This window comes from Vibrio sp. TBV020 (genome assembly GCF_046056895.1).
Lineage (GTDB): Bacteria > Pseudomonadota > Gammaproteobacteria > Enterobacterales > Vibrionaceae > Vibrio.
The window spans coordinates 1,010,017-1,026,435 of sequence record NZ_JBEEAQ010000001.1 but is presented as its reverse complement, the minus strand read 5'-3'; the positions used below and the strand labels follow the sequence as shown (position 1 = coordinate 1,026,435).

Below are 16,419 nucleotides of genomic sequence, written 5' to 3'. Positions count from 1 at the left end.
CAGTCAGTAAAGCCGTTTCTTATGGCGAAATAGCCTGCGTAAAATAAAAAACCACGACCTATTGTCGTGGTTTCAGTTTATTCAGGCTTCACCTTAAATATGGTTTTGTACTCCAGCACATTCTCTGGGCAAACATCGATACAACGTCCACAACTCATGCAGTTTTGATCCATCACCCGTCGGTCTCCTTCTTTGAGTGGTTGACGCAAAACTACCGGCTCAGGACAAACATTGTAGCAATCCATACACTTGGTACACGCTTCTCGGTTGGTCGCTGTAATACGAATCAAACTCTTACGCCCAATCACCCCATATGTCGCTCCAAGAGGACATAGATGACCGCACCAACCATGGTCTACCAATAACAAATCGACGACGAACACCAACAAGATTAAGATCCATCCCGCCCCCATTCCAAATAGAATGCCTCGGTGCAGAGCAGCAACAGGATCTATCCAGCCCCACAAAATAGTGCCTGATGCCGCACTACCAATGAGCAAAGCAAAAAGAAGCCAATATCTCAATTGAGGGTTCCAGCGAAAACTCGCTTTAATCTCGAGTTTGCGTTTGAGCCAAGCAGCAAAATCAGTCACGACATTCATCGGGCAAACCCAACCACAAAATGCCCTAGGACTAACCAGTGCATAAAATCCGACCACAATAGCAACACCTATAATGGCACTGAGTTCTGGCATATGCCCAGTAAAGACAATCTGCAAAAAGATAAGTGGATCGGTTAGTGGCACCGTATCAAGCAGTAAGCTAGAAGATAAGTTACCTTTCAAAATCCCAATCGTTGGTCCTAAAAGGAATAAACCAATTACGCTGATTTGACATAAGCGACGTAAAATCAAAAAACGATGAGCGTGCCACCAGCCCAGTTTTTGAGCCGCTTCTTTACCTGCGTCTTTAGCAAGATTCTTAGCCATTACAGCTTCCCTCCTAACGACTCTAGCGCACCTGAAGGAATCACTTGATCAGGCTCGCTATTATCTAAAGGTTTGGTAATTTCTTCCCAGCCTAATTGATAATGGGCGCCCATTTTGCCCTTAGCGAGTTCCGTAGGGATGATTTTTATCGCAGCAACTTCGGTGACGCATGCCTGTTCACACTTGCCACAACCAGTACACTTATCAGAATGGACCGTGGGGATAAGTTTGGCGTGATAACCAGTACGTTCATTGCGAACATGTTCAAGCGTAATTGCTTCGTCTATGAGTGGGCAAACTCGGTAACACACATCACATCGTAAACCTTGCCAGTTAAGACACGATTCGTGGTCTATTAATACCGCTGTGCCCATCCGAGCCTGGTCAATATCAGTCAATGAAGGGTCTAGCGCACCGCTAGGACAAGCCACAACACATGGAATGTCTTCACACATTTCACACGGAATTGCTCGTGCATCAAAGTATGGGGTCCCTGATTCGACCGATGAAAGCAACGTTGCAAGCTTTAATGTATCGTAAGGGCAAGCTTGAACACATAACCCACAACGAGTACACGCTTTTTCGAACTCGCCTTTTTCTAAGGCTCCGGGCGGCCTAATAGGCACACCTGAACCGTCTCTAGCTTGGGTTTGCACTGACTGCAAACCCAGCACAGTTGCCACAGCGCCGACACCCGCTGCTGTTCTTGCCGTGTCGCGTAAAAATCGACGCCGACTTTCTGAAATTTTTGCTTTAGGATTACTCATTACACTATCCCAGTGAAGCGTGAGTGCTAGTGCAATAAAGCGCTATATTTCTCACTCTTCGTCTACATATAACCATATTAATTGTAGTCGTTTAGGGGTGAGTGTATGTGAGTTGAGGTAGGATTCGACCACCCCGAAAGAGGTAGTCACAACCTTGGTTGAGTTAGATCAAGAATATGAAGTGGTTAGGGTCACAAATTGTCAAAATTAAGGATGAAAAAAAGCGGCCACACTGACCGCTTTAACTCATCTAACAACTCTAGTTACCCGCGGATAACTAGGCCAAGCTCTTCCGCTTTATCTAGCGTAATCTTATCACTAATGACACTACCAAGTGCCGCTTCAGAGATAAGCAAAACATTTGCTGTCGATTCAGGAGCACTGACATGTACAGCGAGTCGTTTGTCAGGTTGATATTGTGACCATAGCTGGCTGTCGACCAAATAAATATAAGTGCCCGAAGGCAAATTAGGGTTACTCTCAACCATCAAATTTAACCACCAACTTGCTCGACGTAAACCTTGCCCTCCTTCCAAACGCTGAGGAGCTGCAATAGTCTGACTCTTAATCGCTTGCTGTGTAGCAATCGCTACATCCAAAGAGCCTGGGTAACTTTCAGAAAAAGGGTTATTAAACTGCCCATCGTATGAGCAAGCCCAACTCATTGGGCTCGCTATTGTGAGGGCAGCAAAAAGCAAACATAGGCCCTGCTTCATACTGTGCTCCTAATTTATGGGGTAACGATATTGAACCAGAAGTTAAAGGTATCTAGCATCCCAACGAAGTCTTTAAAGACGTCTTTGTCTCCATCTAATTCAATGTCACCGTTAGCGATAGCTTGCTCTAACGTCACATTACCCAGTTGAACATCATCCAAAGCACCTTTCGTCAAAGTCAGTGTCACATCTGGCTTATCAGTCTGCTTAGTCGTATGGTTTAACACGGAGTTCTCAACATAAAGCGTGTACTTTTCATCAAGATCGGTGAAGTTAATATTGATTGCAAAGTCTTTCCCTGCAGCTTTCTCTGGCAAAATACGCACTGCTAGATAATCAAATAACATCTCTGGTGGCATGTTTTTGATAATATCCGGCGATGCTGTGTTGGTTCCCCCAGTAGAAGGCGTACCATTTCTTAGTTCATACGCACCTTGCAAGTAGACAGAGCGCCAAGGTCCAGACTCTGCTTGATAACCTAACTGCTCATAGGTATCAGCAAGCAGCTCTTTACCTTTCTTACTCTGCGGGTTGGCAAACACGACATGTTTTAGCACCTCTGCTACCCAGCGATACTTGCCCGCGTCAAAGTCAGCTTTCGCTTTTTCGATCACGGCACGTTCTCCGCCCATGTATTCAACATATTTTACAGCAGCGTTGGTCGGTGGAAGGTTATTTAGATCGGAAGGATTACCGTTGTACCAGCCCATATAGCGCTGATACACCGCACGACTATTGTGGCGCAAAGTGCCGTAGTAACCACGAGTGCTCCAATTGTTCTCAATCTCATCAGGGAACTGGATGATCTCGGAGATTTCAGAGCCAATATAACCTTGGTTCATTAAGCGTACAGTTTGATCGTGGGTGTATTTGTACATATCACGCTGCTTCTTAAAGTAGTCGTTGATATCATCCTGTCCCCACATCGGCCAATGGTGACTTTGAAATTTCACTTCAACTTCGTCACCCCACATTTCAATCGTTTCTTGCAAGTAGCTAGACCATTTCAGCGCATCACGCACTTGAGCACCACGTAAGGTCAAAATGTTATGCATTGTATTCGTCGCGTTTTCCGCCATCCACAATGCTTTTTTCTCTGGGAAGTAAGTATTGATTTCGGTTGGAGCCTCAGATCCTGGGGTATATTGGAATACCATTTTCACGCCATCAATCGTGCGCTCTTCACCCGTTTTTTCAATGATGTCGGTTGGTTTAATCAAAGTCGCCAAACCAGTAGAGGTCGTCTGCCCTAATCCACCATTCACGCCTCCACGCTCGTTTCTTGGTAACAGCGCTCCGTACATATAAACCGCGCGACGGCCCATTGCATTACCCGCAATTACGTTTTCCGATACAGCATGCTCAGTAAACCCATGTGAAGCGATGATTTCTACCTTACCGTCAAGAACATCTTGTTCATCAACGATGCCACGGACACCACCAAAATGGTCAATGTGGCTATGGCTATAAATAACCGCCACAACCGGACGCTCCCCTAGCTCAGCGTTAACAAACTCCAGAGCCGCTTTTGCAGTTTCTTGAGAGATCAAAGGGTCAAAAACAATCCAGCCCGTATCACCTTTAACAAAGGTAATATTAGAAAGGTCATAGCCACGCACCTGGTAAACGCCATCAGTGACTTCAAACAAACCATTGATCATATTTAGCTGAGCATTTCGCCAAAGGCTCGGGTTAACACTATCAGGCGCTGGGTTCTCTAACGTGATGTATTTCTTATACGCTTCCAAGTCCCACACAACATCACCATTTTCATTAGTAATAGTGACCGTATCTTGCTTGGCAATAAAACCGCGCTGAGCGTCTTTAAAATCCTGCTTGTCTTTAAATGGTAGAGTCTGCGCAACTTTATTGTTTGCTGCAATGGTGGCTTCAGTAGCGGGTTTTGATTCACCTGCAATGGCCGATGAAGAAGCTAAAATAGCTATGATTATCGCCGAGATTGGCTTCATGACTTACTCCCTTAAATGCATATAAACACCAAATTTGAGTCTAGAAGCTAACCGCAAGATTTAACAAATAAACGCCCTAAGAAACTTATAAAATTTCTATCTTTGTTAAGTAGTTATCAAGATAAGGCGCGTAGAGTGATTAAAGAGATAATTAAGTAGATAGGAAGAAGAGAAAAGCGGCCATATTAGCCGCTTTTTACTAAGAGAGTGTGAGCAGAGGTTTGAACTCAAACATGTCCTCAAAGGTACAGAACTCAACTGCTCGATGCTTTAATGTGCCAAACGATTTAGAAATACGCTCTGCAATACGCTCAGTCGTTGCCACTAGCTCTGCTTTTTCGTGTTCTTCAAGTTCGATGACACGATAGCTCAATGTAATGTGGAAATGGTAATCATCAAAATCAGGCATATTGATACCTGTTGCTTCACGCAGTTGCTCTCTACAGTTAGCAAGCGCTTGCTTAGTCTCATTATTTGCAGGCTTGATTCGAATTGCAGAACCACCAATCTGGCAGTTGTGTACATAGTCATACACCATCTCAAATCCTTGGTGAGGACCAATTTCCTGCACTGCTTTAGCAAAGTAATCTGTCGTTTCCGATAGCGTTGCGTCTAGCGGTACCTTTGACGTCCACTTCTCTGCCAAACGAATCTGATCACATACTCCTTCGAAAACGGTCATATGCATCGACTCAATCGGCAAGTATGAGAACTTAAAACCACACTCCATTGCTTTGAGCTGTTCTTGCGCCCAAGCTAACTCGTTAATGAGTTCTAATGATGGGTCGACATGACAAATAAACGTGTTTCCCGGAAAACGACGGACAGAGCCATCCTCGTGGAACTTAACGCCCACGCTCGGTGCAAATTTCATAATTAGATGTTCCAGTGATGTTTTATTAAATACCTAGTGTGCGGAATACTGGGTACATACAAGCCCCATAAGTATTCAGCGACATTCCAACTTTGGTTGGAGAAAGACGCGCAATTGGATAGTCTCGTTCGAACTGAGTCCATTCGTGCGTAAGATTCATTTCATCGATAATGATTTGGCTTAGGTGTGCAGGGCATTCACCCGCAATAATCACGCAATCCGGGTCAAGCCAACCTATCGTCAACATAACCAATGGTCGTAACTGATAAACCGCGTTATCAAGCCATGAACGTACTATAGGGTTGCTGCTATCTGGGATCTGCTCTGGGTCATTGATGGAATAGCCAGCCTCATTCAATTGCTTGAGCAAAGCGCGAATAGTTGGCTTTTTTTCCTCACCAATAATGCTGAAGTAAGTACCAATTTCACCCGCGTTCTGGCGACTACCTCGATAAAGTTTGCCATTAACGATCGCGCCACCACCAACACCATGACCGAGTTGAATCAAGACCATATTCTTAACCCCAGGCCACTGACCTGAATAAAACTCGCCTACAACGGCTGATTTACAGTCATTGTCGATCCAAACAGGCCAATCGAAGTAGTGACCAAACTTTTCAGCCAAAGGTTCGTCACGCCAATGCGCTAGCGCTTCAACGGTATAAACACTCTTTCGATCGCCTTTGGTCGGTCCAGGTAAAGAAACCCCTATCCCAAGAATACGAGCATGCTGAAGCTTCTGTTTTTCAATCAGAGCCATGATCTCTTGATGGATGTGACCAAGAACCACATCAATTGCGGTATCTTCTTGGTAAGGAATGATGACCTTATCCACTAAAGTGCCACAAAAGTTCGCCAAGCCGATTTCAATCCGCTGGATATGAAAAGCAATGCCAAACGAGAAGGCCGCATAAGGGTTTAACTCAAGAGGAATGATCGGTTGACCTCGTCCAATACGAACTCTAGCCCCTTCCTTAATCAAGTTCATCGCCAATAGCTCTTTCGAGATACTGGTGACACTACCACTGCGAAGCCCTGTCAGCTCAACTACTTTTGCGCGAGACACTGAGCCTTCTTGACGACAAGTCGCCAGAATCTTCTTTTGGCCCGGAGTTAACTCAAGTTGAACAGGTTTAATAGGGTGTAACATGGGTAGCTGCTTCCTTAAATGGCTTTCAAGCCAGCTTCATTGATCAAATCTTTCAACATATCGATGTCATCATGACTCAGCATGTCTATCAGCCCACTACGTATCCAATCGATGATTTCACTGTGAACATCGTAGCCATAATACTGATTAAACCACTGAGTCGTCACGATATTCTCACCTTTATTTGGTAAATAGAGACGTACCGATAAGCCAGCATCTTTATAAGCTTGTAATACCTCTCTTGAGGCGTACGGGTATTCAACACAAACGCTATCCGCATTCGATGACAAAACCGCGCCTATTTGGTCGTGGTATTTTGCTAAAGTGACAACCTGAATTTTTATGTCTGGCAACAAGGTTTTAGCCCGATTTATCAAGGAATGGTCAAAGCCAAGCAATAGAATAAGTTCCAGACTTTGTGGCTTTTGTTTTAGTAGCTCGATTAACACTTCACTAAATTCTTGATGACGACGTCTTTGTTTCGCTTCGACCACCAATCCAATATTGTGCGTAATTGCCCAATCAAGCACTTCTGACAAGGTAGAGATCTTGGTACCACGAAATTGCTCACCAAACCATAAGCCAAAGTCGAGCTCGTTTATTTGCGAGAATGTCATTTGCTCTACATAACCCAGCCCATTAGAAGTACGTGCAACACTAGGGTCATGGATAACGACAATCTGGTTGTCACTTGTCATTGCGACATCGATTTCGATGCAGGTCGCACCTTTATCAACCGCACTTTGAAACGCTAACATCGTGTTTTCTGGGTAAAAAAGGCAATCACCTCTATGAGGATTTACCAAAACTGAGCCCTGATGTGAGACATTAAAATCGAACGCCATTACTACACCAATTAAACTACCTTAGAAAGTTTAATAGAGATTAATCGCCTAAGGGCATACTTGTCAACTGAGTGAATACAGAATTGTGACACGATAAAATACACATAAATATCAATAACTTATATTTTATGGCGTGATCAAAGCGTGATTTTTCAGCAAATTTTATCGCCAAGTAATATTTTTGAAATAAACTAAAAATAGTCTTAACGGAAACATTAAACTTTTTAAAAAAGGTTAATATGAACATTTTAGAATTGCGCGCTATCACTAAAAGCTACGGTGATTTTTTTGCCTCAAAAGACATCTCTTTCTCTGTAAAGAAAGGTGAGTTCGTCACTTTGTTGGGGCCTAGTGGCTGTGGAAAGACCACTCTGTTGAAAATGATTGGTGGCTTTCAAATGCCAACTAAAGGCGACATATTAATCAATGAGAAAATCGTCACGAATACTCCACCTGAAAAGCGCGATACAGCGATGTGTTTTCAATCGTATGCGCTTTTCCCACACCTCAGTGTTTCGCACAACATCTGTTTTGGTATGGAGCAGCAAAAGATCGATAAGCGTGAGCAACACAAGCGTCTTACCGAGATCTTAGAGCAAGTTGGCCTAATGGAGCATAAAGATAAGCTTCCTGGTCAACTTTCCGGTGGTCAGCAACAACGTGTCGCTTTGGCGCGTGCAATGGTGACTCGCCCAGACATTATTCTGTTCGATGAGCCTTTATCAAACCTTGATGCGAAGATGCGTGAAGGTGTTCGTTTCGAAATTAAAGAACTGCAACGTCAGCATAACTTAACCTCTATCTATGTTACGCACGATCAAGCAGAAGCATTAGCAATGAGTGATCGCATCGTCGTTCTTAACCGAGGTCAGATTGAACAAATTGGTACGCCAGAAGAAATTTACTATCAACCGAACAGCCGTTTTGTCGCAGACTTCATCGGTGCTGCAAACATTCACAGTGCCTTTGTCGAATCTGATGACAATGACAATAGCTACAAAGTAAGTTGCAACTTAGCCGACCTAACGGTTGAATCCAACACACCACCATGTGGCCAACACCTATATATTTGTTGGCGCCCAGAAGATGCAGAACTGTGTGAAACAGGAGCACCAAACAGCTTCCAAGTCACAGTTGATTCTAGCGCTTTCCAAGGTAATAACCTTGATGTATTTGGCTGGATTGGCAATCTACAAGATCAAAAAATTCGCCTACAGCTTAGCGGACGTGTAACTGCTCAACGTGGTGATGTACTAAATGTTCGTATTCCTCCTCATGCTATTCGCTTTTTGGAAGAGGTAGAAGCATGAAATTAAAGCCTTATCTGTTACTTATACCCGGTGTAGGGACGATAGCGCTGCTAATGGGGAGCGCACTCTATGTAGTGATTGCCCAAAGTTTTGGTGCGTTTAGCCTAACGGGTGAAACAAACCCTACGCTTGAGTACTGGCAAACAACGCTTAACGACCCTGTGTTGTGGCGATCTGTGGGTTACTCTCTTCGAACCTCAATCTTAGGTACTCTAGGCGCTGTCGCTTTTGCCTACCCTATTGCTCTTTGGTTACAAAAAGAGGTACCAGGTAAGCCAGCCATTATTGGTGTTTTACGTGCACCTATGTTTGTACCGGGTCTTGTTGCTGCGTTCCTTATGATGAACGTGATCGCTTACCACGGTATTTTCAACGAGCTACTTCTGCTTATGGGTATCATTGATAAGCCAATGAGGTTGGCGAACGACAAATTTGGTTGGAGCATTGTGGTCCTGCAAATTTGGAAAAACCTACCCTTTGCCTTAATTCTAATCACTGGTGCTATCGCGAGTATTCGTACCGACCTTCTTGATGCTGCTTTGGACTTAGGTGCAACACGTTGGTCTCGTTTTAGAAATATCATCTTCCCATTGACGATTCCAGCACTGCAAGCTGCTTCTATTTTGGTATTCATCGGTGCTCTGGGTGACTTCTCGTTTGCCGCTGTAGCAGGCTCTCGCAGCAGCTATTCATTGGCAATGTTAATGAACATTACCGCAACCCAATATTATGAGTGGGAGAACTCAGCGGTTATCGCCATGGTTATTATGATTCTCGCGGCTATCTCTGCTGTTGTCCTAACGCTACTTACTCAACCATTTGCAACTCGTAAGAAACCTGTCATCAATGTGGAGGCATCAAAATGAACCGCTTAAAGCAGATGTCTAACACTCAACTGGTCATGACGATTTCTATCGGCTTCTTTATTCTGGTTAACCTCGTGTGGCTTGGTATTCCTTTTGCGATGGCAATTTTGTGGTCGTTGGTCGACCCTGGTCACCCATGGAGTTACCCAGATCTATTCCCACAAGTGCTCTCTTTTGGGCGTTGGGTTGAAGTGTGGAACAACACCTCGCTACCAGAAGCATTACGCAACAGTTACAGCGTGGCTCCAGCAGTGGCCTTTTTGACAATCACACTGGCTCTGCCAACCGCCTATGCTTTTGGTCGATTTGAATTTAAAGGTAAGAAAATTGCTGAAATGGTATCGCTACTACCAATGGTTATGCCATCAATGATTCTGGCGGTTTTCTTTAGTTCAATGTTATTAGAGCTTGGATTAAACGACCCTTACATCAACATTGTTATCGCTCACACAGTACTGGCTTTGCCTTACGCAATCCGTATTTTGTCTGCAGGCTTTAAAGCAATTCCACAAGACCTAATTGATGCATGTGCTGACATGGGTGCAGGTAAGATTGGTACATTCAAACACGCATTTTTACCTATGCTTAAGCCAAGCCTATTAGCGTCTACTATTTTCTGTCTGGTTATCAGTATCGAAGAGTTCAATATGGCTTTCGTACTTGGTGCACCTGACTTTATTACCGTCCCTACCATACTCTATTCGTTCTTGGGTTACTCTTTCATCCGCCCAGATGCTGCCGTAGTATCACTGATTCTAGTGATTCCGAATGTATTGCTGATGCTGCTCATTGAACGTCTACTAAAAGGAAACTACCTGTCCCAATCTACAGGTAAAGCATAATTCAGAGGATACTATGAAAAAAACACTCTTATCTGCACTGATCGCAGCAAGCTCTTTCTCAGCAATGGCGTACGACGTCAACACAATGAGCTGGGAACAGATTGAAGCTCAAGCGAAAGAAGAAGGTTCTGTGACTTTCTCTGTTTGGTACCTACAACCAGCATGGCGTAAGTTCGTAAAACCTTTCGAAGAGCAAACAGGCATTAAGGTGCGTATCCCTGAAGGTACTCACGATGGTAACCGTAACAAGCTACAAGCAGAAAGCCGCCGAGACCAAGGCTCAATGGACATCGTCGCTTTAGGCCCAACAGCATTAAAAACGTTTAAAATAGACAGCACGTTAATGCCACTTAACGTATTGCCAGAATTTGAAAAACTAAACAAATCTGCGGAAGGCGTTGATAGCCAAGGCTATGGTGTGACTTTCTGGGGTAACCAGACAGGTATTGCTTACGATTCAGGGCGTATTAATGAAGCGGATCTACCACAATCATTTGCTGATATTGAAAAATACATCAAGAATAACCCAATGAATTTTGGTGTGAACGACCCAAATGGTGGTGGTGCAGGCCAACGCTTCATCGAAGCAACAATTCGCCATGTGAACGGTGACTTTGAAATGACTGAAAAGCCTGATCCAAAAGTAATTAAGTCATGGGCAGACACTTGGGATTGGTACCAAAGCAATAAAGAAGACATCTTAATTACAGCATCAAACGCTGACAGTCTAACGCGTATCAATGATGGCGAAATCATCATGGCGCCAGCTTGGGAAGACCACCTAGCAGGTCTACAAAAGCGTGGCGCACTGACAGATCGAATCAAATTCTACATCCCTGAATTTGGTATGTCTGGCGGCGGTAACTTTGTAACGGTAGCGAAAAACAGCCAACACAAAGCAGCATCACTTGTATTCATCAACTGGTTAACATCGGCAGAAACACAGTCAGCAATCAATGCTGAGTTTGGTTCAGCGCCGCAGCACCCAGACGCAGACAGCTCTAACTCTCTACTACCTCAAGAGATGCGCGCAAATGCAACAGTACCATTTAACTCTGAATACAGCGCGATGTTGAAAAAACAGTTCACTCGTAACGTATTGATGCGTTAAGTAAGCCTTCCAATCTGACAAAATGTAAAAGGGCTCTAGTGATAGAGCCCTTTTTTAGAACAACTACTTTTCTATAACGAGCTCAGCACTTTTTGAGCGAGTGATTCATCCTCTTCTTCTGACAAACCACTGATACCAATTGCGCCAATGACAACCTCATTCGAGACAATAGGTAGACCGCCCATAAACCCCGTGATCTTTGGGTCAGTCCAATAACTTAGCTGCTTACCAGTCTCTCTTGCCCATTTACCAAGGTCACCACTTGGCTGACGATCTCTTGCTGAGGTATAGGCTTTGTTTTGTGCTAACAACCCTGCTTGTACACTTACACCATCCATACGATAGAACGCAACAAGTTCACCATGGGAGTCAGTAACCGCAACCGCGATTTCTTGCTGATTTAACTCAGCCTGTTCAATCGCGTACTTAATCAGTCGCGATGCTTGCAAAATCCCCATTTTAGCTCCTTATGGTATTTCCTGGCCAAGTGACTTCTCAAGTAGCGTGTACCACTCAGCGCGGCTCAATGTCACCTTATCGACCTCAACACACGCTCGAATACGTGCTGGATTGGCCGTCCCGATCACCGGCTGAATACCTTGAGGTAAGCGAGTAAGAAACGCCAGTACGATAGCTTCGCGTGATACTTGATATCGCTCGGCAAGTGAGGTGACGTAACCAATGGTTTCGCGTACTCGTGAATCAGCGGTGTTGTCGTCACGTCCGGTAAATATCCCTTGCGCTAAGCATCCCCAAGCTTGGAGCTGAACCCCATGCGTATCACAATACTCCAAAGTTCCTTGAGAGCACTGCTGCGCATTAAATGGCAAAGCGACCGCCTGTTTGATGAAATCCAAGTGATTCAAACTCATTTGGATTTGGTTGACAATAATCTTGCTATCAATACGGGATTGAAAGTGCTGCATCTGAGCGTGGTTCATGTTTGACACACCTAGATGCTCAACTTTCCCCGCCGCTGTTAGTTGATTGATCGCTTCGCTAAGTTCATCAAATTCAACCAGTGGATCTGGGCGGTGCAATAGCAGCACATTTATCTTATCGATATGTAGCCGAGAAAGAATACCGTCTACAGATTGAGTCACCCAATCAGCAGAAAAGTCATAACGCTTAGCGCCTAACTTATCTTCAAAACGAATCCCACATTTAGACTGAATATACATTTGGTCTTTCAGCGATAGGGATTGCTTTAGAACTTTTCCAAAGACTTGTTCCGCTTTTCCAAATGTATAGATATCAGCATGATCAAAGAAGTTTATCCCACCTTCCAAAGCGGCCTCGATCGCTTCTCTCGCTTGGTTCTCATCTTGTTGTGTAATCGGGTTATTGTTCCAACCACCGCCAAGTCCCATGCAGCCAAAAGCCAATTGACTGACGTTAGGCAGATGCTGAGACAGTGGTAACGTCTTGCTATTCATTGCTCACCTTTCAAAATTAAATAACGTATCTCTGCTCATTGTATTGTTTTCAATAAATATGATAATAACTGGAATATGAAATGATTATTCTGGTATGAGAACAATGTCAGACCCGAAAAGAGTTGAAAAACTCATGCTGTTCAACGAAGTCGCCTTTCATCTCAGCTTTTCAAAAGCAGCAGATCAGTTGGGGGTTTCGAAAAGCTATTTATCGTCAAAAATCAAAAGCCTAGAATTAGAGTTACAGACACCTTTGATAGTGAGGACAACTCGCAGCGTTAGACTGACCCCAGAAGGGGCGCAAATTTACGCTCAAACACAGCGAATCAAAAATCAGGTGACTGAACTAGACAGGCTGCTCAATCTACAAGCAAGTGATGTGACAGGGGTGCTTCGCCTGACTGCTCCTAAAATGTTCGCAGAGTCGGTGCTTTATAAACTATGTGCAGAGTTTAAGCGCAACTATCCTGAGGTTAGGTTTGAGATAAACTCCAGCTATGAAGTGCTGAGCATTACAGATACTGAAGTGGACTTTGCATTTCGAGCGACACGTAACCCACCAGAAAACATCATTGCTTCTCACCTATTTGATTACGAACACTGCCTTGTCGCGTCACCAGAATATCTCTCACGCTACGAACCACTAACACAGGTAGAACAGCTATCACAACATGAGTGTTTGGCGACGTTACATCAGAAAGAATGGCCACTTGCCAGTACTACAGTAGAAGCCCAAGGTTGGCTACACAGCAACCAAAATGAACTGCTGAAAAGTGCCGCCATCAATCACATGGGGATAATTCGTATTGCAAGCTACTTTGTAAAAGATGAGCTAACACGCGGGGAGCTTGTGCAAGTTTTGCCTGATGAGACACGTAAAGAGTCAGGATCAATCTACCTGCTATATCCTCAACTAGTCTTTCCATCAGCAAAAGCGCAAGCCTTCATACAATTCGTTAAGCGCTATTTTCATGGAGAATAACGTTCAGCCGCTACCTCATCGTAACGATAGACTAAAAGATAAGTTAAGTCGGTCAATCAGCATACTACTGAGTCTGTCAAAGCTAGGGATAATCAAATAAACCGCTGAGACGAACAAGATGGATCCAACTAGATCGATTGGCCGATGCATACCTAACCACAAGCGGCTGTAGGCTACACTCAGTGCCCATAATGCAACCAACACAGTTAAACCATAGCGTTTATGCTGCATAAATAGCGCACCAAAGAACGCTAAGCAAATCGAGGCAAAAATAGTATGCCCAGAAGGGAACGAATAATCTTTTTCCCCCTGCCAGTGACGTGTCCGCCAAGTCGATACTTGTTGAGAGATTTCATCAATCACTTCTGCTTTCTGTGTTGTATCAAGTTTATAAAAGTGACCAGGGTTGGGAATTAATAGCTGATGAGTCAGTAGTTCGGTGTAAGGTCGAGGACTTTCTGTTACATGCTTAAGTCCGGTTTTTGCTGCAAAACCTATCACTAAAATAACACCGAGTTGGATCATTTTTGTCACGAATTGACGATTGAAACCCATCACTTTAACAGTCATTAAAGTCAAAATGACCAAGGTAAAAAGAAAACCAGAAGAACCGGCAGAGTCTGTAATCATCGTATAAATAAGCCCCGATGAATCAGCCACTTCACTGAGCAGATCTATATGACTCACAAGCAGAGACATTGGAGCAACCAACAATAGGAATCCAACCAAAAGCCCTAATCCGTGTCGCTTTTCCTGCAGTATTCTTTTCACACTTTCGACCTACACAAAATCAAACATCGAAAAGCATCTTAGCCGACGAAGCGTGGAAAATTTATCAACTTAATGTCAATTTGGTGAAAGTTAGCAACCTCTCGTTGTTTCAGTCACAAAATGCCGTCACCGACAAAGAGCAGATATTTGTGAAGGTTGCTGTTTTGCCACCTGGAAGTAACTTAAAACACCATCTACTGGAAAACCGCCGATCGCAGCCATCACGTAGTCATAATAAGGTTGTTCCACTACCTCTCTTAACTGGTACTCACCCGTATCTTTTTGTGCAACAAGTAAGGTGTATTTAGGCAATTCTAAACCCAAATTATCTTCTTCTCGCCAGATCTTGATCGTCGGGTGACTCGCTCCAAATTGATTAAGATTGTAAGCCCAGTCCCCATACCACTCTCCTTCGACAACAGGACTGCTACCTAATACTGCAACGGCTGCACCGCTCTTATACGTTTCACAAAACGACATCACATTGGGAGATGGGGGATTGTTCATACTACACCCAGCTAACAAAGCGGTAAGCCCTAACGTTGCCACGACATATTTCATTGAAACCTCTTTTCAGCTTTCTCTCATCACTCAAATTCTGTCACACATTGATATGGTTTTCTTTATTTCATTGACGATATAAATATCGTTGCATATGGAATGCAACTGCTCTAATCTAACAATGAGCAGTACCAATGCTAGGTTAGAAATCTTTCGCCGTATTTAGAAGGTTGCGAGGAGGATAATTATTATGATTAACAACCAAGAGTTTGAAGCCATGCTTCGATGTGTTGCCGAACTAAGCCCACGCCAAAGAAGGCAGTTGTCGTTGAAATTACGAGCATCACTCGTCGATAGTCATGCACAAAAGGCTTATGAATTAATCAGCCAAGAAGAATTAGATATGCTGATCAAAAGCAAACGCTATGAGGAAATAGACGGATAGCTGGATTACCCAGACCTCGTGTTTTCAACAAAGCTGCAGCGGATGCTTTGTTCCGTTAGTTCACTTGTGCTCTATTTCTGACGGTTTATACTCCTTTTATCTAAATGATATTAGGTGTAACCGCTTAGCAAATCCGATATGAAAAACAGCCTCAGCATTCGAGCTTACACCAAGCAATTACAGAGCCACTCGCACGAGAATTACCATCAACTGGTGTTGCCTATTCATGGCAATATCGCTATTGAGATGCCCAGTTTTGTCGGCAGAGTAACGGTCGGCGAGTGTGTTGTTATTCCTGCTGGTATTGAGCATGGTTTTAAAGCGGATGAAATGGCGCGTTTTATTGTAGCGGATTTGGATGTATTACCTACTCACTTTCTTACTGAGCAACTGGCTGTATTTTCTGTCACACCACCACTATTGAGTTATCTTCACTTCGTTGAAAAGCAATTACAGCACCAAGTCGATGGCGGGCTAGAAAACTCGGTTCTAAAGGTGTTCTCGTTGCTTTTACAACAGCAGACTCATGCTAAGCCTGTTGACCCTCGGATTCGAGCGGTACAACGTCATATTGCTGAAAACATTGGTATGCCTTTGACGATCAATGAGTTGGCTAAGATTGCGTGTTTAAGCCCAACTCAGTTTAAGAAACGGTTTAAAGAAAGCATCGGTATCAGCACATTACAGTACATCACTGAACAACGAATGGAGAAAGCAAAAGCCTTGCTCACGCATACTGATTTGCCGGTACAATTAATTGCTGAGCGCGTGGGCTACACAGACCTATCCGCGTTCAGTCGTCGTTTTTCAAATCACTTTGGTTTGTCGCCGCGCGAGTTAGCACGTCAATAACGTCTATTTAGACAATTACTGCGTCTTTTCTGCAAAGTTTACTATTCGTAAT

At 43.9% G+C, this 16,419-nt stretch carries 18 protein-coding genes; 7 read left to right on the top strand and 11 right to left on the bottom strand.

The genetic code is table 11. The features are described 5' to 3' along the window. Window positions 1-77 precede the first annotated feature (77 nt). The 7 genes from napH to AAFX28_RS04320 all read right to left on the bottom strand — a co-directional run bounded on the left by napH (window position 78) and on the right by AAFX28_RS04320 (window position 7,251). Window positions 78-929, bottom strand: coding sequence for a quinol dehydrogenase ferredoxin subunit NapH (napH, locus tag AAFX28_RS04350; protein WP_408685978.1), 852 nt, complete (start codon window positions 927-929; stop codon window positions 78-80). After that, window positions 929-1,696, bottom strand: a complete 768-nt coding sequence (gene napG, locus AAFX28_RS04345; protein WP_408685976.1) for a ferredoxin-type protein NapG — start codon at window positions 1,694-1,696, stop codon at window positions 929-931. The genes napH and napG overlap by 1 nt, the downstream gene beginning before the upstream one ends. 263 nt (window positions 1,697-1,959) lie before the next feature. Then, on the bottom strand, window positions 1,960-2,412 hold the full coding sequence (locus AAFX28_RS04340) for a hypothetical protein (protein WP_408685974.1): 453 nt from the start codon (window positions 2,410-2,412) through the stop codon (window positions 1,960-1,962). Between the two features lie 14 nt (window positions 2,413-2,426). After that, window positions 2,427-4,382, bottom strand: a complete 1,956-nt coding sequence (locus AAFX28_RS04335; protein ID WP_408685972.1) for an alkyl/aryl-sulfatase — start codon at window positions 4,380-4,382, stop codon at window positions 2,427-2,429. A gap of 199 nt (window positions 4,383-4,581) precedes the next feature. After that, window positions 4,582-5,256 (bottom strand): DUF1868 domain-containing protein, encoded by a 675-nt coding sequence (locus tag AAFX28_RS04330; protein ID WP_408685970.1) that lies wholly within the window; start codon window positions 5,254-5,256, stop codon window positions 4,582-4,584. A gap of 25 nt (window positions 5,257-5,281) precedes the next feature. After that, a complete protein-coding gene (locus AAFX28_RS04325) occupies window positions 5,282-6,406 on the bottom strand; it encodes an ROK family protein (RefSeq protein ID WP_408685968.1) in 1,125 nt (374 codons plus the stop codon). Window positions 6,407-6,420: 14 nt separating this feature from the next. Continuing rightward, window positions 6,421-7,251, bottom strand: coding sequence for a glycerophosphodiester phosphodiesterase (locus AAFX28_RS04320; protein ID WP_408685966.1), 831 nt, complete (start codon window positions 7,249-7,251; stop codon window positions 6,421-6,423). 239 nt (window positions 7,252-7,490) lie between these two features. Between AAFX28_RS04320 and AAFX28_RS04315 the strand changes: the two genes are divergently transcribed. The 4 genes from AAFX28_RS04315 to AAFX28_RS04300 are packed head-to-tail and all read left to right on the top strand — an operon-like array spanning window position 7,491 to window position 11,380. Continuing rightward, window positions 7,491-8,561: an ABC transporter ATP-binding protein gene (locus AAFX28_RS04315; protein ID WP_408685964.1), complete on the top strand. Its 1,071-nt coding sequence runs from the start codon at window positions 7,491-7,493 to the stop codon at window positions 8,559-8,561. Then, window positions 8,558-9,427, top strand: coding sequence for an ABC transporter permease (locus tag AAFX28_RS04310; RefSeq protein WP_408685962.1), 870 nt, complete (start codon window positions 8,558-8,560; stop codon window positions 9,425-9,427). The genes AAFX28_RS04315 and AAFX28_RS04310 overlap by 4 nt, the downstream gene beginning before the upstream one ends. Continuing rightward, window positions 9,424-10,269 carry an ABC transporter permease gene (locus AAFX28_RS04305; RefSeq protein WP_408685960.1) on the top strand — a complete coding sequence of 282 codons (846 nt, stop codon included), beginning with the start codon at window positions 9,424-9,426 and terminating at the stop codon, window positions 10,267-10,269. The genes AAFX28_RS04310 and AAFX28_RS04305 overlap by 4 nt, the downstream gene beginning before the upstream one ends. 13 nt (window positions 10,270-10,282) lie before the next feature. Beyond that, a complete protein-coding gene (locus AAFX28_RS04300) occupies window positions 10,283-11,380 on the top strand; it encodes an extracellular solute-binding protein (protein WP_408685958.1) in 1,098 nt (365 codons plus the stop codon). Window positions 11,381-11,451: 71 nt separating this feature from the next. Here AAFX28_RS04300 and AAFX28_RS04295 read toward each other — a convergent pair whose 3' ends face one another. Together AAFX28_RS04295 and AAFX28_RS04290 are read right to left on the bottom strand one after the other, a co-directional pair. Then, window positions 11,452-11,838 carry a GlcG/HbpS family heme-binding protein gene (locus AAFX28_RS04295; protein ID WP_408685956.1) on the bottom strand — a complete coding sequence of 129 codons (387 nt, stop codon included), beginning with the start codon at window positions 11,836-11,838 and terminating at the stop codon, window positions 11,452-11,454. A 9-nt stretch (window positions 11,839-11,847) separates the two neighbouring features. Further along, complete coding sequence (locus tag AAFX28_RS04290; RefSeq protein WP_408685955.1) at window positions 11,848-12,816, bottom strand: aldo/keto reductase family oxidoreductase; 969 nt, start codon at window positions 12,814-12,816, stop codon at window positions 11,848-11,850. Window positions 12,817-12,919: 103 nt separating this feature from the next. Here AAFX28_RS04290 and AAFX28_RS04285 point away from each other — a divergent pair, with 103 nt between their 5' ends. Further along, the gene (locus tag AAFX28_RS04285) at window positions 12,920-13,798 is read left to right on the top strand and encodes a LysR family transcriptional regulator (protein ID WP_408685954.1); all 879 of its coding nucleotides are present in this window, start codon (window positions 12,920-12,922) and stop codon (window positions 13,796-13,798) included. Between the two features lie 15 nt (window positions 13,799-13,813). Here the strand turns inward: AAFX28_RS04285 and AAFX28_RS04280 are convergent, their stop codons facing one another. Together AAFX28_RS04280 and AAFX28_RS04275 are read right to left on the bottom strand one after the other, a co-directional pair. Continuing rightward, window positions 13,814-14,569, bottom strand: a complete 756-nt coding sequence (locus AAFX28_RS04280) for a phosphatase PAP2 family protein (protein ID WP_408685952.1) — start codon at window positions 14,567-14,569, stop codon at window positions 13,814-13,816. A 126-nt stretch (window positions 14,570-14,695) separates the two neighbouring features. Further along, a complete protein-coding gene (locus AAFX28_RS04275; RefSeq protein WP_408685950.1) occupies window positions 14,696-15,130 on the bottom strand; it encodes a hypothetical protein in 435 nt (144 codons plus the stop codon). Window positions 15,131-15,320: 190 nt separating this feature from the next. Between AAFX28_RS04275 and AAFX28_RS04270 the strand changes: the two genes are divergently transcribed. Both AAFX28_RS04270 and AAFX28_RS04265 read left to right on the top strand, forming a co-directional pair. Beyond that, window positions 15,321-15,515: a hypothetical protein gene (locus tag AAFX28_RS04270; protein WP_408685948.1), complete on the top strand. Its 195-nt coding sequence runs from the start codon at window positions 15,321-15,323 to the stop codon at window positions 15,513-15,515. 138 nt (window positions 15,516-15,653) lie between these two features. Further along, on the top strand, window positions 15,654-16,367 hold the full coding sequence (locus AAFX28_RS04265; protein WP_408685946.1) for a helix-turn-helix domain-containing protein: 714 nt from the start codon (window positions 15,654-15,656) through the stop codon (window positions 16,365-16,367). The last annotated feature ends 52 nt before the right edge of the window (window positions 16,368-16,419 follow it).